Origin of the sequence: Brevibacterium salitolerans (genome assembly GCF_039531405.1) — a bacterium.
Taxonomy (GTDB): Bacteria; Actinomycetota; Actinomycetes; order Actinomycetales; family Brevibacteriaceae; genus Brevibacterium; species Brevibacterium salitolerans.
Map to the genome: position 1 here is coordinate 179,630 of NZ_BAAAPZ010000019.1, position 22,910 is coordinate 202,539.

General features: G+C 72.1%; 20 protein-coding genes. 1 reads left to right on the top strand and 19 read right to left on the bottom strand.

Going from position 1 to position 22,910, the window contains the following annotated elements; all coding sequences use genetic code 11:
• Positions 1-86 precede the first annotated feature (86 nt).
• Positions 87-929: an ABC transporter permease gene (locus ABD240_RS16350; protein ID WP_344338592.1), complete on the bottom strand. Its 843-nt coding sequence runs from the start codon at positions 927-929 to the stop codon at positions 87-89.
• Entirely contained in the window at positions 926-1,912 is a 987-nt protein-coding gene (locus ABD240_RS16355; protein WP_344338594.1) for an ATP-binding cassette domain-containing protein, read from the bottom strand. The genes ABD240_RS16350 and ABD240_RS16355 overlap by 4 nt, the downstream gene beginning before the upstream one ends.
• 86 nt (positions 1,913-1,998) lie before the next feature.
• Between ABD240_RS16355 and ABD240_RS16360 the strand changes: the two genes are divergently transcribed.
• Positions 1,999-2,799: a TetR/AcrR family transcriptional regulator gene (locus ABD240_RS16360; RefSeq protein WP_291794782.1), complete on the top strand. Its 801-nt coding sequence runs from the start codon at positions 1,999-2,001 to the stop codon at positions 2,797-2,799.
• A gap of 24 nt (positions 2,800-2,823) precedes the next feature.
• Here the strand turns inward: ABD240_RS16360 and nrdR are convergent, their stop codons facing one another.
• From nrdR to ABD240_RS16445, 17 genes are all read right to left on the bottom strand, one after another.
• Positions 2,824-3,288: a transcriptional regulator NrdR gene (gene nrdR / locus ABD240_RS16365; RefSeq protein ID WP_291794783.1), complete on the bottom strand. Its 465-nt coding sequence runs from the start codon at positions 3,286-3,288 to the stop codon at positions 2,824-2,826.
• A 5-nt stretch (positions 3,289-3,293) separates the two neighbouring features.
• A complete protein-coding gene (gene hisD / locus ABD240_RS16370) occupies positions 3,294-4,631 on the bottom strand; it encodes a histidinol dehydrogenase (protein ID WP_344338598.1) in 1,338 nt (445 codons plus the stop codon).
• 37 nt (positions 4,632-4,668) lie between these two features.
• Complete coding sequence (gene dnaE, locus ABD240_RS16375; RefSeq protein WP_344338600.1) at positions 4,669-8,223, bottom strand: DNA polymerase III subunit alpha; 3,555 nt, start codon at positions 8,221-8,223, stop codon at positions 4,669-4,671.
• Positions 8,224-8,233: 10 nt separating this feature from the next.
• On the bottom strand, positions 8,234-9,163 hold the full coding sequence (locus tag ABD240_RS16380) for an RluA family pseudouridine synthase (RefSeq protein ID WP_344338602.1): 930 nt from the start codon (positions 9,161-9,163) through the stop codon (positions 8,234-8,236).
• Positions 9,160-9,762, bottom strand: coding sequence for a signal peptidase II (locus ABD240_RS16385; RefSeq protein ID WP_344338604.1), 603 nt, complete (start codon positions 9,760-9,762; stop codon positions 9,160-9,162). The genes ABD240_RS16380 and ABD240_RS16385 overlap by 4 nt, the downstream gene beginning before the upstream one ends.
• A gap of 185 nt (positions 9,763-9,947) precedes the next feature.
• Positions 9,948-10,718 (bottom strand): DivIVA domain-containing protein, encoded by a 771-nt coding sequence (locus tag ABD240_RS16390; RefSeq protein WP_344338606.1) that lies wholly within the window; start codon positions 10,716-10,718, stop codon positions 9,948-9,950.
• A 133-nt stretch (positions 10,719-10,851) separates the two neighbouring features.
• Complete coding sequence (locus ABD240_RS16395; protein ID WP_291794789.1) at positions 10,852-11,154, bottom strand: YggT family protein; 303 nt, start codon at positions 11,152-11,154, stop codon at positions 10,852-10,854.
• A 72-nt stretch (positions 11,155-11,226) separates the two neighbouring features.
• The gene (locus ABD240_RS16400; protein ID WP_291794790.1) at positions 11,227-11,766 is read right to left on the bottom strand and encodes a cell division protein SepF; all 540 of its coding nucleotides are present in this window, start codon (positions 11,764-11,766) and stop codon (positions 11,227-11,229) included.
• Between the two features lie 144 nt (positions 11,767-11,910).
• The gene (gene pgeF, locus ABD240_RS16405; protein WP_291794791.1) at positions 11,911-12,672 is read right to left on the bottom strand and encodes a peptidoglycan editing factor PgeF; all 762 of its coding nucleotides are present in this window, start codon (positions 12,670-12,672) and stop codon (positions 11,911-11,913) included.
• Positions 12,673-12,682: 10 nt separating this feature from the next.
• Complete coding sequence (gene ftsZ / locus ABD240_RS16410; protein WP_344338609.1) at positions 12,683-13,858, bottom strand: cell division protein FtsZ; 1,176 nt, start codon at positions 13,856-13,858, stop codon at positions 12,683-12,685.
• Between the two features lie 178 nt (positions 13,859-14,036).
• On the bottom strand, positions 14,037-14,846 hold the full coding sequence (locus tag ABD240_RS16415) for a hypothetical protein (RefSeq protein ID WP_291794793.1): 810 nt from the start codon (positions 14,844-14,846) through the stop codon (positions 14,037-14,039).
• Positions 14,843-16,303 carry a UDP-N-acetylmuramate--L-alanine ligase gene (gene murC / locus ABD240_RS16420; RefSeq protein WP_344338612.1) on the bottom strand — a complete coding sequence of 487 codons (1,461 nt, stop codon included), beginning with the start codon at positions 16,301-16,303 and terminating at the stop codon, positions 14,843-14,845. The genes ABD240_RS16415 and murC overlap by 4 nt, the downstream gene beginning before the upstream one ends.
• Positions 16,300-17,478: a UDP-N-acetylglucosamine--N-acetylmuramyl-(pentapeptide) pyrophosphoryl-undecaprenol N-acetylglucosamine transferase gene (locus ABD240_RS16425; RefSeq protein WP_344338614.1), complete on the bottom strand. Its 1,179-nt coding sequence runs from the start codon at positions 17,476-17,478 to the stop codon at positions 16,300-16,302. Before ABD240_RS16425 ends, murC begins: the two co-directional genes overlap by 4 nt.
• Positions 17,475-18,770, bottom strand: coding sequence for an FtsW/RodA/SpoVE family cell cycle protein (locus ABD240_RS16430; RefSeq protein ID WP_344338617.1), 1,296 nt, complete (start codon positions 18,768-18,770; stop codon positions 17,475-17,477). Before ABD240_RS16430 ends, ABD240_RS16425 begins: the two co-directional genes overlap by 4 nt.
• Positions 18,767-20,368 (bottom strand): UDP-N-acetylmuramoyl-L-alanine--D-glutamate ligase, encoded by a 1,602-nt coding sequence (gene murD / locus ABD240_RS16435; RefSeq protein ID WP_291794797.1) that lies wholly within the window; start codon positions 20,366-20,368, stop codon positions 18,767-18,769. Before murD ends, ABD240_RS16430 begins: the two co-directional genes overlap by 4 nt.
• The gene (gene mraY / locus ABD240_RS16440) at positions 20,361-21,449 is read right to left on the bottom strand and encodes a phospho-N-acetylmuramoyl-pentapeptide-transferase (RefSeq protein WP_291794798.1); all 1,089 of its coding nucleotides are present in this window, start codon (positions 21,447-21,449) and stop codon (positions 20,361-20,363) included. Before mraY ends, murD begins: the two co-directional genes overlap by 8 nt.
• Positions 21,446-22,909 carry a UDP-N-acetylmuramoyl-tripeptide--D-alanyl-D-alanine ligase gene (locus ABD240_RS16445; protein WP_291794799.1) on the bottom strand — a complete coding sequence of 488 codons (1,464 nt, stop codon included), beginning with the start codon at positions 22,907-22,909 and terminating at the stop codon, positions 21,446-21,448. Before ABD240_RS16445 ends, mraY begins: the two co-directional genes overlap by 4 nt.
• Position 22,910: the final 1 nt, after the last annotated feature.

Sequence of the window (22,910 nt, forward strand, 5' to 3'; positions counted from 1 at the left end):
CTCCGATGCCGCCGGCGGCGGGCGTGCCTTGAGCACGCGAGTTCATCTTACACACATTCCGGAGAGAACACGCAAGCCTCTCGGGGCTACTTCCGCAGGCGCCGATAGGCGCGGCCGGACAGCGGCAGGAACACCGCCGTGAGCAGCAGCGGCCACAGCACCGCAGCGAACACGGCGTGCTCGGCGAGCCAGCCGCCAGTCACCCCGGTGGGGCTGCCGAAGAGCTCCCGCGCCGCCGTCGCGGTCGCGGAGACGGGATTCCATTCCGCGACCGCCCCGAGCCACGCGGGCATGAGCTCCGGGGCGGCGAACACGGTGGAGAGGAAGCCCACCGGCCACACGAGCACCTGGACGAGCATCTCCGCGCCCTGCCGGCGGCCGAGCGTGAGCCCCAGGAAGGTCCCCACCCACAGCAGCGCGAACCGCAGCCACAGCAGGAGCAGCACCGCGCCGCACGCGGCGGCCGGGGAACCGGTGATCCGCCAGCCCAGCAGGAGACCGCCGGCGACGAGGATCGCGAGTTCGACGGCGGAGTTCGCCATGTCCGCGCCCACCCGCCCCAGTGAGACCGCCGCATCCCGCAGCGGCATCGAGCGGAAGCGGTCCGTGATGCCCTTCCTCGCGTCCGCCGCCATCGCGGTCATGGTCGACTCGATGCCGAACATCATCGCGAGCGCCATCATCCCCGGCAGCAGGAACTGGACGTACTCCCCGCCTCCCGGCAGGCGCATGGAGCCGCCGAAGATGAAGGCGAACATGAGCAGCAGCATGATCGTGAACAGCAGTCCGAAGACGGGTGTGGCCGGCTGCCTGGCCCAGTGAGCCAGCTCGCGCTGGGTGAGGATCCAGCCTCCGCGCAGGATCCCGGTGGTCCGGGCGGGTGCGGGCCCCGTCCTCGGCGGGATCCCGATCGTGGTGTGCGGGCTCATGCGTCCTCCTTCTCCGTGAGGGCGAGGAAGACCTCGTCCAGTGTGGGCCTGCGCAGTGCGATGTCCTCGGGGACGAGGCCGGCGGCGTCGAGCCTGCGCACCGCCTCGCCGAGGTCCGCGGTGCCGTGCGGTGCCGCGAGCGCGACCCGCGCCGAGGCCGCATCCACCTCGGGGCCGGGCCGGTCCGCGCCGGCCAGGGCCGCGCCGATCGCCTCCGCGGCGGCGGCGTCGACCGCCGCGATCTCGATCCTGTCCCCGCCCCGCTGCCGTTTGAGCTGACCCGGGGTGCCCTCCGCGATGACCCGGCCGTCCTGCATGATCGAGATCCGGTGGGCCAGCCTGTCCGCCTCCTCGAGGTGCTGGGTCGTGAGCAGCACGGTCGTGCCGCGGGAGGCGATCGCGGCGACCGCCTCCCAGACGTCCGCGCGCCCGCGCGGATCGAGTCCCACCGTGGGCTCGTCCAGGAAGAGGACGTCCGGATCGAGGATCATGCCCGCCGCGATGTCGAGCCGGCGCCGCATGCCTCCCGAGTAGGAGGACACGGGCCTCCCGGCCGCCTCACGGAGCCCGAACGCCTCGAGCAGCTCCTCCGCCCGCGCCCCGGCCTCGGCTCTGCGGAGCCCGAGCAGGCGGCCGAACATCACGAGGTTCTGCCTGCCGCCCAGGATCTCGTCCACGGCGGGGTGCTGCCCGATGAGGCCGATCCGACGGCGCACCGCCGCCAGCTCCCTCCGCAGATCCGCCCCCGCGACCTCGACGGTGCCCGCTTCCGGCTCGATGAGAGTGCTCAGCACACCCACGGCCGTCGACTTCCCCGCGCCGTTGGGCCCCAGCAGTCCGTGGACGGTGCCGCTCTCCGCCTCCAGCCGGAACCCGTCCAGCGCCGTCACCGTCCCGTACCGCTTGCGCAGGCTGCTCGCGCGGATGGCGAGTTCACCTGCCCGCCCTCCGCGCCGCCCCGGCGCCTCCGTCCGTCCTCGCATGTCGCGCCCCGCCCTCCATTAACTGTTTACAGTGTACGGTCTTTTCGGTTCGAAACACCGTACACCCATCGAAGTAGACTGTCCACATGGATTCCGAAGAGATCTCAGGCACGGAGGCGGCCCCCGGCGGCGCGAAGGCCACAGACACGGTGCTGCGCCTGCTCTGGCGTGCGCGGCTGGGCGAGAAGGCCGGGCGCCGGGGGCCCCGCCGGAAGGTGAGCGTCGACCAGATCGTCGACGCGGGCATCGCCCTCGCCGATGCGGACGGCCTCGCCTCCTTCTCGATGCGCCGGGTGGCGGAGCGGGTGGGCCTCTCACCCATGTCCCTCTACTCCTACGTCCCGGACCGGTCCTCGCTCATCGGCCTCATGATCGATCAGACGGTGGGACGCACCCCGCTCCCGGAGCACACCGGCACGCTGCGGGAACGGCTCCGCGCCCTCTCCCGCCTGCTGTGGGACGAGTACCACCGGCATCCGTGGCTGCTGGACGCACAGAGCCACCGGCCGTGGATCGGCCCCCACGTCTCGGCGCGCTACGAGTGGCAGCTGTGTGCGCTGGAGGGCTGCGGGCTCGACGACCTCGCGATGGACCACACGGTCTCGCTCCTCGCCTCGCACGCCGCCGCCAGCGCGCAGGACGCGCTGCGCGCGCGGCACCTCGAGGAGTCCAGCGGGACGAGCGACCTGGAGTGGTGGAGCGCGAACGCCCCCGTGCTCGCCGAGGTCATGCCCCCGGGCGCGTTCCCGGTCTCCGGCCGCGTGGGCAGCGCCGTGGGCGAGGCCTACCAGGCCGTGACGAACACTACCGCCGTCTACGAGTTCGGTCTCGAGGTCATCCTCGACGGGATCGAGACCCGCGTCCGCCGTGGACGCGGCGGGAGCTGAGACGCCGCCGTCGCCCGCGCGGACTCAGCCGTCCGCCGCCTGCTCCTTGTCCCGGCGCAGGGAGGCGATGGCCTCCTCGAAGTCCTCGAGCGAGTCGAAGCCCTGGTAGACGCTCGCGAACCGGAGGTAGGCGACCTGGTCCAGCGAGCGCAGGGGCTCGAGGATCGCCAGGCCCACCTCATCGGCGTCGATCTCCGCAACACCGTAGCCGCGGATCCTTTCCTCGACCGTCTGCGCGAGCTTGGCGAGGTCGTCGTCGCCCACGGGCCTGCCCTGACAGGCCTTGCGCACGCCGGTGACGATCTTCTGCCGCGAGAACTCCTCGGACACGCCGGAGCGCTTGATGACGGAGAGGCTGGTCGCCTCCATGGTGGTGAAGCGGCGGCCGCAGCTGGGGCACTGACGGCGGCGCCGGATGGACGAGCCGTCCTCGGCGGTCCGGGAGTCGACGACCCGGGAGTCCGGGTTCCGGCAGAAGGGGCAGTGCATGGCGCTCAGACCTCCCCGGCCTCGAGACGGATGCGCACGGCCTCGCCGTGCGCCGGCAGGTCCTCGGCCTCGGCGAGGGCGATGATCCGCTCCCCCACCTCGCGCAGCGCGGCGGCCGAGTAGTCGATCACCTGGCTCACGCGCAGGAACGACGACACGCCCAGGCAGTCGCCGAAGGCGGCCGTGCCCAGGGTGGGGAGCACGTGGTTGGAGCCCGCCATGTAGTCCCCCAGCGCCACCGGTGAGTGCGGGCCGATGAACACGGCACCGCCGTTGACGATCCTGCCGGCGACCGCCGCGGCATCCGCGACGTGGAGCTCCACGTGCTCGCCGGCGTAGGCGTTGACGACGGCGATGCCCGCCTCCTGCGAGTCCACGAGGACGATCCCGGACTGCGCCCCGGAGAGGCTCTCCGCGATCCGCTCCGCATGCCGTGCACGCGCCCCCTGTGCGCCGAGCTCCGCGTCCACCGCCGCGGCCAGCGGCTCCGAGTCCGTCACGAGGACGGCGGCGGCGAGCGGATCGTGTTCGGCCTGGCTGATGAGGTCCGCGGCGACGAAGGCGGGATCGGCCGTGTCGTCGGCGAGGACGATGATCTCCGTGGGACCCGCGACGGCGTCGATCCCCACGTGCTCCCGCACGAGCGCCTTGGCCGCCGCCACGTAGGCGTTGCCCGGGCCGGTGATGATGTCCACGGGCTCGAGGCCGTCGCCGGCGGGACCGTCGAAGCCGTAGGCGAAGGCGCCGATCGCCTGCGCGCCGCCGATCCCCCACACCTCGTCGACGCCCAGCAGGTGGGCGGCGGCGAGCACGGTGGCGTGCGGCAGGCCGGTGTCCGGCTGCGGGGGCGAGGCAATCGCGACGGAGCCCACACCCGCCACCTGCGCCGGCACGGCGTTCATCACCACCGAGGACGGGTAGACCGCACGGCCGCCGGGCACGTAGAGGCCCACGCGCTCTGCCGGGAGGTGACGGGTCGTCACGACCGCACCGTCGGCGAGCTCCGTCCTCACTGCGCCGGGGAGGTCCGCCCGCGCGACCGTGCGCACGCGGCGGATGGTCTCCTCGAGGGCGGCGCGGACGCCCGGGTCGAGAGCCTCCGCCGCCGCCGCGAGCTCCTCGGCGGCCACCCGGAACCGCTCCGGCGCGCTGCCGTCGAACCGGGCCGCGGCCTCGGCCACGGCCGCCCTGCCGCGCGCGCGGATGTCCGCCAGCAGCGGACGGACCGCCTCCAGCGGAGCGCCGGAGCCCGCGTCCGCGCGGGGCAGACGGGTCCGGAGGGTGCGCTTGTCGAGGGCGGAGCCTCGGAGATCGACGAGGTGCGTGCTGGCGAGGGTAGTCACGTGCCCATCCTAGTCCCGTGGCGTCTCAGTCCACGTCTCAGCGCAGGCAGGCCGGCCCCAGCAGGGCCTTGAGATCCCCGGAGAGGCTGGGGCTCTGCTCGACGCGGAAGCGGCGGCCCAGCCGCATGACGGTCCGCCTGCCCGGCTCCACGAGCGTGAGCTCCACCTCCGCGTGGCCCTTGTGCGCCTCGAGGATCCGGCCCAGCTCCGTGATCGTCCGCTCCGTGCTCTGCGTGCGCGGCATGGAGATATGCAGCGGCCTGTCCGCGGGATCCGTCACGTCCGGGATCGTCATGGACTGGACCATCATCGTGGTGGGGCGGTCGTCGGAGGTGCGCACGCGCCCGCTCACGGCGACCACGAGGTCCGTGGCCAGCAGGCTCGCGACCGGTTCGTAGGCGTCGCCGAAGAACATCACCTCGATCGAGGCGTCGAGGTCCTCGATCTCCACGATGGCGTACGGCCGGCCGTTCTTCTTGGAGACCTTGCGCTGCACGGCGGTGATCATGCCGCAGATCTTCACCTGGCTGCCGTCCGGCCGCCCGCGCTCCGGATCCACGAGGTCCGCGATGGAGATGTCCGCCTCCGCCGCCAGCACGCCCTCCAGGCCGTTGAGCGGATGGTCCGAGACGTAGAGGCCGATCATCTCGCGTTCGAAGGCGAGCTTCTCCTTCTTCTCCCACTCCGGACGGTCCGGCACCGGCACGGAGAAGGAGGGGGCTGCTTCGTCCTCGCCGCCGAGGCCGGCGAACAGGTCGAACTGGCCGTGGGCCTCCTGCCGCTTCACGCCGATGACGGCGTCGACCGCCTCCTCGTGGATCTCCACGAGCGCGCGCCGGGAGTCCCCCAGCGAGTCGAAGGCCCCGGCCTTGATGAGCGACTCGACGGTGCGCTTGTTGCACACCTGGGCCGGCACCTTATCGAGGAAGTCCGAGAAGTCCGTGTAGGCGCCCTTCTCCTCGCGCGCGCTCACGATGCCCTCGACGACGTTGTGTCCCACGTTGCGCACGGCACCCATGCCGAAGCGGATGTCCGTGCCGACCGGGGTGAAGTTCGCGTGGGAGTCGTTGACGTCCGGCGGCAGCACCGTGATGCCCAGCCTGCGGCACTCGTTGAGGTAGATCGCGAGCTTGTCCTTGTTGTCGCCTACCGAGGTGAGGAGGGCGGCCATGTACTCGGCCGGGTAGTGGGCCTTGAGGTAGGCCGTCCAGTAGGAGACCACGCCGTAGGCCGCGGAGTGGGCCTTGTTGAAGGCGTAGTCGGAGAACGGCAGGAGGATGTCCCAGAGCGCCTGCGCGGCCTCCTCGGAGTAGCCGCGCTCCTTCATGCCGCTGAAGAAGCCCACCTGCTGCTTGTCCAGCTCGGCCTTCTTCTTCTTGCCCATCGCACGGCGGAGAATGTCCGCCTGTCCCAGCGAGTAGCCGGCGACCTTCTGCGCGATCGCCATCACCTGCTCCTGGTAGATGATGAGGCCGTAGGTGGTGTCGAGGATCTCCTTGAGCGGCTCCTCGAGCTCCGGGTGAATCGGAGTGACCTCCTGGCGGCCGTTCTTGCGCAGGGCGTAGTTGGTGTGCGAGTCCGCACCCATGGGGCCGGGCCGGTACAGCGCCAGCGTCGCGGAGATGTCCTCGAAGTTGTCCGGCTGCATGAGCCGCAGCAGCGACTGCAGACCGGTGCCGTCGAGCTGGAACACGCCCAGGGTGTCGCCGCGGCCGAGGAGGCGGTAGGACTCCTCGTCGTCGAGGGCGAGGTGTTCGAGGTCGAGCTCGAAGTCGCGGTTGACCTTGATGTTCTCGATCGCGTCCGAGATGATCGTGAGGTTCCGCAGCCCCAGGAAGTCCATCTTGATGAGGCCGAGGCCCTCGGACGTGGGGTAGTCGAACTGCGTGATGACCTGGCCGTCCTGGAAGCGGCGCATGATCGGGATGACGTTGATGATGGGCTCGGATGACATGATGACGCCCGCCGCGTGCACGCCCCACTGCCGCTTCAGGCCCTCGAGGCCCTTGGCGGTCTCGAAGACCTCGCGCGCCTCCGGGTCCCGCTCGAGCAGCTCCCGGAACTCCCCGGCCTCCCCGTAGCGCTTGGCCTCGGGGTTCTCGATGTTGGCCAGCGGGATGTCCTTGGCCATCTCCGCCGGCGGCAGCGCCTTCGTCAGCTGCTCGCCCATGCTGAACGGCTTCCCCAGCACGCGCGCGGAGTCCTTGAGCGCCTGCTTCGTCTTGATGGTGCCGTAGGTGACGATCATCGAGACGTAGTCGGCGCCGTACTTCCGGGTCACGTACTCGATGACCTCGCCGCGGCGGCGATCGTCGAAGTCCACGTCGAAGTCGGGCATGGACACGCGGTCCGGGTTGAGGAAGCGCTCGAAGAAGAGGCCGTGCTGCAGCGGGTCCAGGTCGGTGATGCGCATGGCGTAGGCGACCATGGAGCCGGCGCCGGAGCCGCGGCCCGGCCCCACGCGGATGCCGTTGTCCTTCGACCAGTTGATGAAGTCCGCGACGACGAGGAAGTAGCCGGGGAAGCCCATCGAGATGATGATGTCCAGCTCGTAGTCCGCCTGCTTGCGGACGGCGTCCGGGATGCCTCCCGGATACCGGTAGTGCAGCCCCTTGTCGACCTCCTTGATGAGCCAGGAGGTCTCGTCCTCCCCCTCCGGGGTGGGGAACTTCGGCATGTAGTTCGCGCTGGTGTCGAACGACACCTCGCACATCTCCGCGATCCTCAGCGTGTTGTCGCAGGCGTCGGGCATCTCCGAGAAGAGCGCGCGCATCTCCGCCGCGGACTTCAGGTAGTAGCCGGAGCCGGAGAAGGCGAACCGGGAACCGCCCTGGTCGTAGGTGGGCTCGATGAGCTTGGAGCCGGACTGGATGGCGAGCAGCGCCTCGTGCGCCTTCGCGTCCGACTCGTGCGTGTAGTGGAGGTCGTTGGTCGCGACGCGCGGGAGGTCGAGCTCCTTCGCCAGCCGCAGCAGGTCCTTCGTCACCCGCTTCTCGATGGAGAGGCCGTGGTCCATGAACTCCGCGAAGTAGAACTCCGGCCCGAAGATCTCCCGATACTCGCCGGCGGCCCGCTTCGCCTCCTCGTACTGCCCCAGGCGCAGCCGTGTCTGCACCTCTCCGGACGGGCAGCCGGTCGTCGCGATGAGGCCCTCGGAGTGCTCGCTCAGCAGCTCCCGGTCGATGCGGGGCCACTTGCCGAACACGGAGTCCAGGGACGCCTTCGAGGAGGCGGTGAAGAGGTTGCGCATGCCGGTGTTGTTCCGGCTGAGGATCGTCATGTGCGTGTAGGCGCCGCCGCCGGAGACGTCGTCGGGCTTCTGCGACTCGTCCGTGCGCCACTTCACGCGGGTCTTGTCGCCGCGCGCCGTGCCCGGGGTGACATAGGCCTCCACGCCGATGATCGGCTTGATCCCGGCCTTGGTCGCCTGGGACCAGAAGTCGAAGGCGCCGAACAGGTACCCGTGGTCCGTGATGGCCAGCGCGGGCATGTTCTGGGCGTTGACCGCCTCCATGAGGTCGCCGAGGCGCGCGGCCCCGTCCAGCATGGAGTACTCGGTGTGCGTGTGCAGGTGGACGAAGCTGTCGCTCATGGTTCTCCTCTCAGCCCTGCGCCGAACGCAGCGTCTCCAGTGCGTGTGCGAGGTCCGCGGGGTAGTCGCTGGAGAACTCCACCCACTCCCCCGTCTCCGGGTGGGTGAAGGCCAGGTGGACGGCGTGGAGCCACTGCCGGTCGAGACCCAGCCTGCCCGCGAGGACGGGATCCGCCCCGTAGGGCAGGTCGCCGCAGCAGGGGTGCTTGGTGGCGGACATGTGCACGCGGATCTGATGGGTGCGGCCCGTCTCCAGGTTCACCTCCACGAGGCTCGCCGAACGGTGCGCCTCCAGCACCTCGTAGTGGGTGACGGCGTGCTTGCCGTCGGACCGGACCGCGTACAGCCCGTCGCGCCGCGGGTTCCTGCCGATGGGGGCCTCGATCGTGCCCACCACCGGATCGGGCAGCCCCTGGACGAGGGCGTGGTAGGTCTTGGAGACCGTGCGCTGCTTGAAGGCCCGCTTGAGCACCGAGTAGGCGTGCTCGCCCTTGGCCACCACCATGACGCCGGAGGTGCCCACGTCCAGCCGGTGCACGATGCCCTGCCGCTCGGCCGCGCCCGAGGTCGCGATCCGGTGACCGGCGGCGGCGAGCCCGCCGATGACGGTGGGCCCGTGCCACCCCGCGGCGGAGTGGGCGGCGACGCCCACGGGCTTGTCCACGACGATGATGGCCTCGTCCTCGAAGAGGATCCGCATGCCCGGCACCGGCTCCGCGACGATCTCGAGCGGCTTCTCCGGCTCGGGCATCTCCACGTCGAGGCGGCTGCCGGAGGTCACGCGATCCGACTTCCCCACCACGCTGCCGTCCATCGCGACTCCCCCCGCCTGCGCGATCTCCGCGGCCTTGGAGCGGGAGAGGCCCAGCGCCCGCGAGAGCGCGGAGTCGACCCGCTCCCCGTCGAGGCCCTCAGGGACGAGCAGTGAGCGGACCGTCATGGGGTCTCCTTCTCTTGTCGGTCGTGGTCGGCTGACTGGGGCGGGATCTCCGCAGGCCGGGGCGGATTCTCCACCGGCTCCTCCGCAGAGCCGGCGCGCTCGCTCTCGCGCGTGCCGTCCAGGGACACGCCGCGGATCTGGGTGATGATGATGAAGCACGCGGCACCGGTGATGGCGATGTCCGCCACATTGCAGATGAAGAAGTAGAGGTCGATGAAGTCGACCACCGCACCGTGGAACACGGCCGGCGGCCGCACCAGCCGGTCGATGAGGTTGCCGGTGAGCCCGCCCAGCAGGAGGCCCAGCGCCCATGCCCAGGTCCGGGAGCCGAGCTTCCGGCCCACCCAGGCCACGGCGCAGAACGCGATCACCGCGATGAGGGTGAAGACCCAGGTGAAGCCGGATCCCATCCCCAGCGCCGCGCCGTCGTTGAAGATCAGGGTGAACCCCGCCAGGTCTCCGATCACGGGCACCGGGACCTGGGGCTCCAGCACGGCGAGGGCGATCTGCTTCGTCGCCTGGTCCACGAGCACCACCCCTGCGGCGATCGCCCATAGCAGCAGCCGCAACTTCCTCCGGGTCCGGCCAGCAGCGGTCATCGAGGTCCTTCCGTCCAGGTTCCCGGGTACCGCAGCACCACGAGCCGATCAGTGCGCCCAGGCGCGTCGACACCACAGTCTACGCATGCCCGCACGACGCGAGGTCCCGGCACCCTGAACCGGGTGCCGGGACCTCGCGGTGTCCGCGCGCGGTCGCCGGACGGCTCGCGTCCGGCTCCCCGCGATCAGATGGAGCGGCCGCCCAGCGTCTCAGGTGCGAGCGAACCGGAGTTCTCCAGGTCGCGCAGCTGATCGTTGAGGTAGCTCTTGAGGCGGGTGCGGTACTGGCGCTCGAAGTTCTCCAGCTTGTCGATCTCGCGCTCGAGCGAGGACTTCTGGGTCTCGAGGGCGGTGAGCACCTCGTCGCGCTTGCTCTCCGCCTCGCCGACGATCTGCGAGGCACGCGCCTCGGCCTCGGCGATGAGCTCGTCGCGCTTGCGCTCGCCCTCTGCCACGTGCTCGTCGTGGACGCGCTGCGCCAGGGCGATGAGGCCGTGGGAGTCGGTGCCGGAGGGTGCACCGGCGAGCGACTCGTCCGCAGCGGGTGCGGCGGGAGTCTCGACCGCCGCGGGAGCCTCTGCGGCCGGCGCCTGCGGGGCGACCAGCGGCGAGGCAGGCGCCTGCGGGGCCTCCTCGACCGGCTCTGCGGGTGCGCCCCAGGCGGGGGCGGACTCCTGCTCCGGCACTGCGGCGGGCATCGCCTGCGTGGCCTGCGGATCCTCCACCGGCACCGCCGGTGCCGCGGCCGGCGCGGCGGACGCACCCGACTCCAGCTCGGAGACCCGGGCCTCCGCGGCGGAGAGCTGCTGCTTCAGCTCGTCGTTCTCCTGGTACAGGCGGCGCAGTTCGACGACGACTTCGTCCAGGAAGTCATCGACCTCGTCCTGGTCGTACCCGTCGCGGAACTTGACATGCTGGAACCGCTTGTTCACTACGTCTTCAGGCGTGAGCGCCATGAGGCCAACCTCTTGCTCGACAACAAATCAGCGATCCGGGCGCGCCGGACTCGATGTCACGATACCGCATCATTTGGCCGGATGCGTCATGCGCGACAGGAAAACCCGCCCCGAACAGGGACGATCCTCACATTCAGGCCACCACGCGAGCCACGTTGAAGAGGATCTGCGCGAGGAACTGCACGCCGATGAACACGACGATGAAGCCCAGATCCAGGGCGACGCCGCCCAGCCGCAGCGGCGGGATGACCTTGCGCACCAGGCGCACCGGCGGGTCCGTGAGAGTGTAGACGAACTCACAGACGACCAGGAGGAATCCGGTGGGACGCCAGTCCCGGGAGAACACCTGGATGAGGTCGAGGACCACGCGTGCGAGGAGGACCCACACGTAGAGGCTGAGGAGGTAGCCGGCGAGGACGAACAGTGTGCTGAGCACGTGTACCGCTTTCGATGGGAGTGCAGGGAACCGCGCGGGACGCGCTCACCGGTTCGCGACGCCGGCTGGGCCTCAGCTCTGGTTGAAGAAGCTCGCCTGGGCGTCCGGACCCGCCTCCGCCTCCGCGGTCACCGTCACCTGCTCCGGGCTGAGCAGGAAGACGTTGCCGGTGATCTTCTCGATCGAGCCGTGCAGTCCGAAGATGAGACCGGCGGAGAAGTCCACGAGGCGCTTGGAGTTCGCGTCGTCCATTGCGGACAGGTCCATGATAACCGGCACACCGTCACGGAACGCCTGGCCGATCGCCTTCGCGTCGTTGTAGCTGCGCGGGTGGATGGTGCGGATGGTGTGGAGCGCCTCCGGTGCGGCGGTCTCGACGGGGCGGACCGAGGTGCGGATGGGCGACACGGTGGCCGCCGGCGTCTCTTCGTACATCTCCGGCTCCCCTGCGTGTGTGTGGGACTCCGCCGCGGGGGCGAAGTCGTCCTCCGGAAGGTACTCCGCGTACTCCTCCTGGTGCGCACCGCGGCGCGGCTCGTCGTGGACGGGACGCATGTCGTCCTCATCCTCGACGAAGCCGAGGTAGCTGGCGAACTTGCGCATTGCTGACATCTCGTCTCCTGACGTCTGCGGGCGGGCGCTCTCCCGCACGGTTTCCCTTGTGTCTGAAAAGCTACCCGAGCACCGCGGCGCACCCGCTCAGGCGCGCGGGGCGTGTCGCGGGCCCGGTCCGTCCGCGGACGCGGCACCCGCTCCTCAGTCCAGCCAGGCGAGCCCCGCGAATCTCCCCGTCACCCCGTCGCGCCGGTACGAGTAGAGATCCTCGGAGGCGTACGTGCATGCGCTGGACCAGTGGGCGATGCGCACCCCGTGGCGATGCAGCTGCTCGGCCGTTCCCGCTGCCACGTCGAGCGCGGGCGTCCCGGTGAGCGACACCGCCGCGGTCACGGGTTCGACTGCGGCCACCTCCGCACGCAGCGCGGCGGGGACCTCGTAGCGGCGGCTCGAGATCGAGGGGCCGATGACGGCGCTGAGCTCGGTCGCACCCAGGTCCCGCATCGCCTCGACCACGCGCGCGATCACCCCGGCGGCCATGCCCGCACGGCCGGCATGGGCGACTCCCGCCACGCCGGCGGCCGGGTCCGCGAGGAGCACCGGCGTGCAGTCTGCGACGAGGACCGCGAGGCCCACCCCGGGCACGCGCGTGACCTGGGCGTCCGCGGACACGGCGTCCGTCTCCTCACCGCCCTGGGCGGTGAGCGCGGCCGCATCCTCCGCGGTCACCTCGTGCACGTGGGTGCCGTGGACCTGCGACACGTAGGAGACCCGCGACAGGCCGAGCGCGGAGCCCAGCAGGCTCCGGTTGGCGGCGACCGCCGCGGGGTCGTCGCCCACGTGGCGGGCGAGGTTGAGCGAGCCGTGGGGGCCGGTGCTGTAGCCGCCGTGGCGGTCGGTGAGCGCGAACTGGGCGCGGCCGCCGGACCCCGCGGCGCCGACGGCGAGTCTGCTCAGCAGCACGGCCGCACGCTCACTGCAGGAACTCGGGGATGTCCAGGTCCGAGTGGTCGTAGCGGGAGGGCTTCTCCTCCGGCAGCGACTGCGGGAGATCCCGCACCGGGGCGGCGGCCGGCGGGGCGGGCGGAGCCTGCGGCGCGGCCTCCTGCGAGCGCACCGGCTCCTCGGCACGCGCAGGCTCCTCCGCGGCGACCACGGCAGGCTGCTCCCGCCGGCCGCCGAAGGGCTCCGCGCTGTCCGACTCCGGCACGTCGAAGCCGGCGGCGATGACCGTGATGCGGCACTCGTCGCCCAGATTGTCGTCGATCACCGCACCGAAGATGATGTTCGCCTCCGGGTGCGCGGCCTCCTGCACGAGGCGCGCGGCCTCGTTGACCTCGAAGAGACCGAGGTCCGAGCCGCCCTGCACGTAGAACAGGACGCCGTGGGCGCCCTCGATGCTGGCCTCCAGCAGGGGCGAGGCGATCGCGGCCTCCGCCGCCTGGACGGCCCGGTCGTCCCCGGTCGCGGAGCCGATCCCCATGAGCGCGGTGCCCGCGCCCTGCATCACGGACTTCACGTCCGCGAAGTCGAGGTTGATGATGCCGGGGACCGCGATGACGTCCGTGATGCCCTGCACGCCGGAGCGCAGCACCTCGTCCGCGGAGTTGAAGGCCTCCAGCACGGACACGTTGCGATCCGAGATGGACAGCAGGCGGTCGTTCGGGATGACGATGAGCGTGTCGACCTCTTCGCGCAGCGCGCGGATACCGGCCTCCGCCTGCGCCGAGCGCCGGCGGCCCTCGAAGGTGAAGGGCCGGGTGACGACGCCGATCGTCAGCGCGCCCAGCCCCTTGGCGATGCGGGCCACGACGGGCGCAGCACCCGTGCCCGTGCCGCCGCCCTCGCCGGCGGTGACGAACACCATGTCCGCCCCGTCGAGGGCCTCGCGGATGGCGTCCTCGGAGTCCTCCGCCGCCTTCCGCCCGATCTCCGGATCCGCACCGGCGCCCAGGCCGCGGGTGAGCTCGCGGCCGATCTCGAGCTTGAGATCCGCCTCCGAGAGCAGCAGCGCCTGGGCGTCTGTGTTGATCGCGATGAACTCGACGCCGCGCAGGCCCACCTCGATCATCCGCTGGACGGCATTCACACCGCCGCCGCCGCAGCCGGCGACCTTGATGTCTGCACCTGAGCTCTGGAATTCAGCCACGTCGGTTCCTCTTTCGACCCTGTAAGGATGGGCGTAGTACTTGTCTGGCTCGACGCTATTGCCCAAAGGCGGTATGCGCAACGACGAAGCCGGGTGTGTCGTGTGTGGGTATGAGGGGCTTCTCAGCCGTCCTCGGTCGGTGTGTTCCCGGCCGCAGGTGCTCCGGTCGCATCCGCGGTCAGGACCCGTCCTCGGCCGGTGCGTTCCCGGCCGCAGGTGCATCAGGCGCGGAGACGTCCACCCGCCGCGCACCGTCCGCCAGGAGGTACCCGGCGATCCGGGCCTTCCTCTCCGCCTCGGAGGCGTCGCCGAACACCACCTCCGCGGTGGCGCCGTCGCCGTCCTCGAGCGCGATCACCGCCGTGAGGACGCCGCTGCGGCCCTCGGCCCGCAGCTGGGTCACCTGGCCCGGCAGCGCGCCGCCGGCCTCGGCCATGAGCGCGGCCGCCTGCACCGCTGCCGCCGAGGGGTCCGCGGTGCGCGCGACCGTGAGCGCCGGCAGGCCGTCGGCCTCGAGCTGCGATGCCGGCACGGTGTCGATCCGCACGCCGTCGGCATCGTAGCGCGCAGCGGCGGCACCGTCCGCCACGCCGATCACCGGCACCCGGTCCTCGATCTCCACGGCGATGCTGCGCGGACCGCTGTAGGCCACGCGGACGGCGGCCGCCGTGGGGTTGGCCGCCCGCAGCTCCTCGCCCAGGCTCCCCGTGCGCACCTGCGGCAGCGGCACGCCCAGGACCGCGGCCTCGGCCTCCTGCGCGACCGCGTCCGGATCCGTGATCCCGCCGCCGGTCACGGTGACGCTCTCGACCTTGAGCAGCGGAGAGAACCAGGCGGTGGCCGCGGCCGCGAGCAGCGCCAGGACGACGCCGCCGGCGGTGAGCCAGCGCACCAGGCGCGTGCGGTTCCGCCGGCTGCGGACCTCCGAGAGGTCCGCCGTGTCGTCCCGGCCCGGACGGGCGGGCGCGGTGCCCACCGGGCCGCTCACGCCTGCTCCAGGGCCTCGACGATCTCCGGTCCGAGCACCGTGACGTCGCCTGCGCCGATCGTGAGGACGACGTCGCCGGGCCGCACACGGTCGAGGAGGTGCGGCACCACCTCCGTGAAGGCGGGCAGGAACGCCGTCTGCGCGTGGGGCACCTCGGCGGCGACGATCGCCCCCGTCACCCCGGGGATCGGGTCCTCCCGCGCCGGGTAGACGTCGAGGACGACCACGTCGTCGGCGAGGCCGAGCGCCTCGCCGAACTCCTGCCGGAAACTCTGCGTGCGCGAGAAGAGGTGCGGCTGGAACACCGCGTGCACCCGCCCGCCCGCGGGGACGACCCTGCGGGCGGCGCTGAGCACGGCGCGCAGCTCCGTCGGATGGTGTGCGTAGTCGTCGTAGACGCGCACGCCTGCGGCCTCGCCCTTGAGCTCGAACCTGCGCCGGGTGCCGTGGAAGCCCGCCAGGCCCTGCGCCGCCGCTGCCGGGTCGAAGCCCAGCGCGGCGGCGGCCGCCACTGCGGCGGCGGCGTTGCGCGCGTTGTAGTCGCCCGGCTGCTGCAGCTCCACCGGCACCGTGGCGCCGTCGAGCTCGATCGCGAACCGCTGTGCGGCGCCCGCGTCGCCGGCGGCCTCGCCGGTGTCGCGCAGAATGGCCGCCGTGCGGACCCCGGCCGGCGCACCGCCGGACGCGGAGAACCCGTAGCCCACCACGTCCGCCCCCGCGGCCGCGGCATGGGCGGCGACACCGGCCGCGCCCGGGTCGTCGAGGCAGACGACGAGCGTGCCGCCGGTGGCCCGCACCTTGTCCGCGAACGCCTCGAAGGCGGCCGTGACGGCCTCCGGGGAGCCGTAGTGGTCGAGGTGGTCGGCCTCGACGTTGGTGATGATCCCGACGGCCGGCTCGTACAGGAGGAAGGAGCCGTCCGATTCGTCCGCCTCCGCGACGAACACGTCGCCGGAGCCCTCGTGGGCATTGGCGCCGGTGGAGGTGAGCACCCCGCCGATCACGAAGGAAGGGTCCGCCGCGCAGGCCTGCAGCGCCACGGTCGCCATGGAGGTGGTCGTGGTCTTGCCGTGCGTGCCGGCCACCGCGAGCGTCCGCCTGCCCACCATGAGCGCGCCGAGGGCCGCGGAGCGGTGGATGATGCGCAGGCCCCGCTCCCTGGCCGCGACGAGCTCCGGGTTCTCGTGCCTGATCGCCGAGGACACGACGACGGTGTCCGCCTCCTCCACGGCGGAGGCGTCATGGCCGATCCGGACGGTGGCGCCCAGCGCCCGGAGCCCCGTGACCACGGCCGAGTCGCGGGCATCGCTGCCGCTCACTCTCATGCCGCGGGCGAGCATCACACGGGCGATCCCGGACATGCCGGCGCCGCCGATGCCGATGAAGTGGACCCGGCCCAGCTCCCGCGCCGGGAGGATGGTCCGGGCGATGGATGCGGTGTTCTGCTCAGTGGTCATGCGGTCTCCTCACCGGTGCGGTAGAACCGCTCGTGCTTGGTCCAGCGGTCGGGGCCGTAGGCACGGCCGGGGTGCGGCACACCGGCCGCCCGGTACGCCATCGCGGTCATGGTGCGCGCCGCCGCGGTGGGGAAGCGCATCCGCTCCGCCGCGACCCGCATCCGCTCCAGCCGCTCCGGGTCCAGGATCAGCGGCAGGAGCTCGCCGCGCACCCAGTCGGAGGTGAATGCGGCGTTCTCCACCAGCAGGGCCGCGCCGGCCTCCACGGCGCCGGCCGCGTTCAGGCGCTGCTCGCCGTTGCCGATCGCCAGCGGCACGTAGACGGCCGGCACCCATGCGACGGACACCTCCGCGACGGTGCCGGCGCCGGCACGGCAGACCAGCAGGTCCGCGGCCAGGTAGGCGTTCTCCATCCCGTCCACGTAGTCGCGCACGTGGTAGTGCGGGTGCGCGGCGGCAGCGGTCCGGAGCTCCTCCCCCTTGCCCGCACCCGTGATGTGCAGCACCTGGAGGCCCGCGTCCGTGAGCTCCTGCATGGCACCGAGCATGGCGGAGTTCAGCGCGGCCGCGCCCAGCGAGCCTCCCGTCACCACCAGCGTGGCGCGGTCGGCCTCGAGTCCCAGCCGGGCGCGCGCAGCCTTCCGCTGTGCGGGCTCGTCCCGGTCCAGCGCCTCGATCTCCGTGCGCATGGGCATCCCCACCTGGGTGCCCTTGAGCGGGGTCCCGGCGAAGCAGTAGCCCACCCGGTCCTCGGTCGTGAGAGCCGCACCCACGCGGTTGGCCAGCCCCGGCTTCGCGTTCGCCTCGTGGACGACGATGGGGGTGCCGGTGCGGCGAGCGGCGAGATAGGCCGGGGTGGAGACGTAGCCGCCCACGCCCACGACCACGTCGACCGAGCGCTCGTCGAGCATCCGCGCCACCTCGGCCACCGCGCGGCGGAACCGGCCGGGGAACCGCAGCGCATCGCCGTTCGGCCGCCGCGGCATGGGCACCTTGTCGATGGTGAGGAGCTCGAAGCCGGCCTCGGGGACCAGACGGGTCTCCAGCCCCTCCGGGGTGCCCAGCACGGCGATGCGGGCGTCCGGGTCCTGGAACCGGACGTCACCGGCGATCGCCAGCAGCGGGGACACGTGGCCGGCGGTTCCGCCCCCGGCCAGCAGTACGGACAGACTCATGGTGCAGTGGTCTCCTTGGATGTGCGGGATGACGAGGAGGTGCGTGCCGCTTCCGGGACGCGGCGTCCGCGCAGGCGCAGGGCCTCCGCGACGCCGGGCTCGTCCCTGGCGAAGGACAGCACCACGCCGATCATGATGAGGTTGGCGACGAGGGAGGACCCGCCCGCGGACACGAAGGGCAGCGGCACGCCGATGACGGGCAGCAGGGTGGCCACGACGGCGATGTTCACGGTCGCCTGGCCGATCAGCCACATGAACACCGCGGCCACGAGCACCCGCACCTGCGCGTGCGGGGTCCGCAGCGCCATGCGGAGCAGGCCCGCCGCGAGCACCACGAAGAGGGCGATGACGATGAGCGAGCCCAGCAGGCCGAGCTCCTCCCCGATGATCGCGAAGATGAAGTCGTTGTGGGCCTCCGGCAGCCACGCCCACTTCTCGCGGCTGGCTCCCAGACCCACGCCGAACCAGCCGCCCGAGGCCAGCGCGTAGGTGCCGTGCGCGGACTGCCAGTGCGAGGAGAGGTAGTCGTCCGAACCCGCCTCCGCGTGCCCGGCCATCATCGCCGCGACGCGCTGCATGCGGTTGGCGTTCGTCACGACGAGGAGCGCTGCCGCGCCCGCCCCGGCCACGCACGTGCCCACCGTCGCCATGACCGGGAGATCCGCCACGAACAGCGCACCGAGGTAGAGGGCGAAGACGATGATGGCGGTGCCGAGGTCGCCGCCGGCCATGATGAGGCCGCCCGCCGCGCCGAAGCCCAGGAGGGAGAGCCCCCAGGTGGACCAGGGCCGTTCCCGCGCCCCCGGCCGGGACAGCACGGCGGCGAGCCAGAGAGCAAAGGCCACCTTGAGGAACTCCGAGGGCTGGACGATGGCCGGTCCCAGGGCGACCCAGTTCTGGTTGCCGCCCTCCGCGCGGGCCAGCGGGGTGAGGACGAGCGACTGCAGACCGAGCGCGGCGGGGAAGGCGAACCACGCCAGCGGTCGCCACCAGCCTCCCGGCACCCGGGAGAGGCCGAACGCCAGCACCAGCCCGGCGAGGGCGAACAGCGCCTGACGGGCGAAGATCGCGTAGGACGAGCCCGCGCCGCCCTGGTAGGCGGTGATCGAGGAGGCGGAGAGCACCATGAGGAGGCCGAAGCCGGTGAGCGCGAGCACACTCGCGACGATGAGCACGTAGTTCGCCGCGGGGTTGGCCAGGGCGCGCCGGAGCCCGGTGAGAGGCCCCACCCGCTCCGGCGCGGAGCCGCCGCCGGCCGCTGTTCGCTCCCGCACACCGGCTCCGGCACTCACGGCGCGTCCGTCTCCGCAGCGGGCCGTGCGCGGTCCGTCTCCGCCGCCCCGTGGGCCGCGGCCCACGCCTGCGCCGCCTCCGTGAAGAGGTCGCCGCGCGTGGCATAGCTGAGGAACTGGTCCATGCTCGCGGCCGCCGGTGCCAGCAGCACGGCGTCGCCGAAGCCCGCGAGCTCGCCGGCCGCCGCCACGGCCGCCTCCATCACCGGGGCCCCGCGCCGCTGTGCGGACAGGCCGGCGGAGACGTCCGCGGCCAGGTCCACCTCACGCACCGGCACGTCCGGCGCGTGCTGCGCGAGCGCGGCGCGCAGGGCGCCGCGGTCCTCGCCGATCAGCACGACCCCGCGCAGGCGCGCGGCGGCCTCGGCGACGAGCGCGGAGACGTCCGCGCCCTTGAGCAGTCCGCCGGCGATCCAGACGACCGAGTCGCGGGCGGCCAGCGCAGCGGCTGCGGCGTGGGGGTTGGTCGCCTTGGAGTCGTCCACCCAGGTCACACCCGCGGCCTCGGCGACGACGGCGGAGCGGTGCGCGCCGGGCGCGTGCTGGCGCAGGCCCTCCCGGACGGCGGACGGTTCCACCCCCACGGAGCGGGCCAGCGCGGCCGCCGCGAGGGCGTCCGCGATGTGGTGCGGTCCGGGGGCGTCCGTCCCCACTGCGGCGCCCACGTCCGCGAGGTCAGCGATCTCCGCGGCAGCCGAGTAGCGGGCCGGGATGAAGGCACGGTCGACGAGCAGGTCCTCGACGAGGCCGAACTCGCCCGGCCCGGGGGTGCCCAGCGTGAAGCCCACCGCACGGGCGCCGGCGACCACCTCGGCCTGCTCCACGAGCGCGCGGGTGGCCGGATCGTCCACGTTGTACACACAGGCCCGGTGCACGCCGTGGTAGGCGCGCCCCTTGTCCGCACGGTAGGCGTCCGCGCCGCCGTGCCAGTCGAGGTGATCGTCGGCGAGGTTGAGGACCACGGCCGCGTGCGCACCCATCGAGAGCTCCCAGTGGAGCTGGAAGCTCGACAGCTCGATCGCCAGCACCTCCAGCTCCGGATCCAGGACGGCCTCGAGCAGGGGGTCGCCGATGTTCCCGCAGGCCCGGGCGCGCAGGCCCGCGGCGGTGAGCATGGAGGCGAGCATGGTGGTGGTCGTCGTCTTGCCGTTGGTGCCGGTGACGACGAGCCAGCGGGCATCGTTGGTCCCGCGCACGCGCCAGGCGAGCTCGACCTCGCCGATCACGGGGATGCCCGCGGCGCGCGCGCCGGCGAGCACCGGGGAGTCCGGACGCCAGCCCGGTGAGGTGACGACGAGGTCGAACGCCGCGTCCCCGGCCAGCGGCGGCAGGCCGGCGACGTGCTCCGGTCCGCGGCGGATGTCGACGTCGAAGACGGAGAGGATCCGCTCGCGCTCGGTCTCGTCCCGTTCCGCGTCGCCGTCGACCACCGTCACGGCCGCACCGCGTTCGGCCAGGTGCACGGCGGCGGGGAAGCCACTCACGCCGAGGCCGGTCACGAGGATCCGCAGACCCTCCAGGGAGGACGAGGGACCGGCCAGCGCGGCCGGGATCCGCTCGGCGTCGGGGTACTCGAGGGGCGGGATCTGCTCAGCCAATGTGCGACAGCCATTCCGCGTAGAAGACGGCCACGGCGCCGATCACGCACAGCAGCGCGATGATCCAGAAGCGCACGACGATCGTCACCTCCGCCCAGCCCTTGAGCTCGAAGTGGTGCTGCAGCGGGGCCATCCGGAAGACCCGCTTGCCCGTGAGCTTGAACGAGGCCACCTGGATGATGACGGAGAGGGTGATGACGACGAACAGGCCGCCCATGAGGACGAGCAGGAGCTCGGTGCGGGACATGATCGCGAGTCCGGCGAAGGCGCCGCCCAGGGCCAGGGAACCCGTGTCGCCCATGAAGATCTTGGCCGGCGAGGTGTTCCACCACAGGAAGCCCAGGCAGGCCGCGGCCATCGCCGCGCCGACCATCGCCAGGTCGCGGGGGTCCCGGACCTCGTAGCAGCCCGCGGCCGGGGTGGTCTGGAGCCCGCAGTTCTGCACCGACTGCCAGAGCGTGAGCACGATGTAGCCGGCGAAGGCCACGGCGGCGGAGCCCGCCGCGAGGCCGTCGAGGCCGTCCGTGAGGTTCACCGCGTTGGAGACCGCCGTGACGATGAGGTTCGCCCAGACGATGAAGAGGACGAAGCCCACGCCCGCGCCGGCGAAGGCGAGGTCGAGCGGCAGGTCCCGGATGAAGGAGACCGCGGTGGAGGCCGGGGTGAGGCCGTCCGCGTTGGGGAAGAGGAGGGCGAGCACCGCGAACACGATGCCCACGAAGCCCTGGCCCACGATCTTCTGCCAGGCGCGCAGACCCAGCGAGCGCTGGTGGGAGATCTTGATGTAGTCGTCGCAGAAGCCCACCGCGCCGAGGCCGACGACCAGCCAGAGGACGAGGAGGCCCGAGGGCGTGGGCGCGGACCCCGTGAAGAGGTGGCCGAGCCCGTAGCCGAGGACCGCCGCGGCGATGATGACCACGCCGCCCATGGTGGGCGTGCCGCGCTTGGTCTCGTGCGACTTGGGCCCGTCGTCGCGGATGAACTGACCGTAGCCGCGGGCCACGAGGACTTTGATGAAGGCCGGGGTTCCCACGAGTGCGACGACGAGGGAGACGACTGCGGCGAGGATGACGGCGATCATGCGCTCTGGCTCACTCCTGCGATCTCATCGCCCAGGAACCGGAGCCCCGAGTCGCGTGAGGACTTGAACAGCACGATGTCCCCGGGGCGCAGCTCCGCGCGGAGCACCTCCCGGGCCTCGGAGAGGGTCGGGACGAAGACGGCCTCGCTCCCCCAGGAGCCCTCGAGCTCCGCCGCCTGGAAGACGGGGCGCGCGCCCTCGCCCACCACCACCGTGCGGCCGATGTTGAGGCGGACCACGAGCTCGCCGATGTCCGCGTGCGCCTGCCGGGACTCGTCCCCGAGCTCCAGCATCTCGCCGATCACGGCGACGGTGCGCCGCGGCGGGTTCTCCTCGTCGCCGCGGCCCATCGCCGCGAGCGTCTTCAGCGCCTGCCGCATGGAGTCCGGATTGGCGTTGTAGGCGTCGTTGAGCACGGTGATGCCGCTCACGGAGTCCACGAGCTCCATCCGCCAGCGGCTGGCGGCCGAGGAGGTCCGCAGAGTGGTGACGATGCTCTTGTCGCCCACCCCGCACACATGGGCCACGGCGGCCGCGGCCAGGGCGTTGGACACATGGTGCTCGCCCAGCAGGGCGAGGTCGACGTGCGCGGGCTCCGCGCCGGGCAGGGTGAGATCGAAGCTGGGCCTGCCGGAGGCGCCCACCTTGACATCCGCGGCGCTCACGACCGGTGCCGGACCACCGGCGACCTCGGTGCGCCCGGACGCGGAGAACCAGACGACCTCGACGCCGTCGGCCAGCACCTGCGTCATCTCGCGGACGTAGGGGTCGTCGGCGTTGAGGACGGCCGTGCCGCCCGGTGCCAGCGCCTGCACGAGCTCGGACTTGGCGCGCGCCGTGTTCTCGATGGAGCCGAACACCCCGGAGTGCGCGGTGCCCACCATGAGCTCCACGGCGACGTCGGGCCGCACGAGCGAGGTGAGATAGGCGAGGTTGCCGATCGAGCGGGCACCCATCTCAAGGACGAGGAAGCGCGTGGACTCCACGGCGCGCAGGGCCGTGAGCGGCACCCCCACCTCGTTGTTGTACGAGTTGGGCGGCCACACCGTCTCCCCCGCGGCGGAGAGCATGTCCGCCGCGAGGTCCTTGACCGTGGTCTTGCCCGCCGAGCCCGTGATCGCGACGACGGTGAGGTCGCCCGAGGCGCGCAGCGCCTCGACGCTGAGCGAGGCGAGCCTGCCCAGCGCCTCCGTCGCGTCGCTCACCAGCAGCGTGGGCAGGTGCGTGCCGTCCACGGAGGGCACCGCCTCGGCGATGATGAGCGCCGCGCCCTGCTCCAGGGCCGCCGGCGCGAAGTCGAGGCCGTCCGCGTGCTCACCGCGGCGGGCCACGTAGATGTCGCCCGGGCCCACCTCCCGGGAGTCGGTCGTGACCCCGGCGGAGAGGATGCGGTCCGGTTCGATGCCGTGCAGCTCCCCGGAGAGGGCTGCGGCGATGTCTTGTGCGGAGAATGCCTTCATA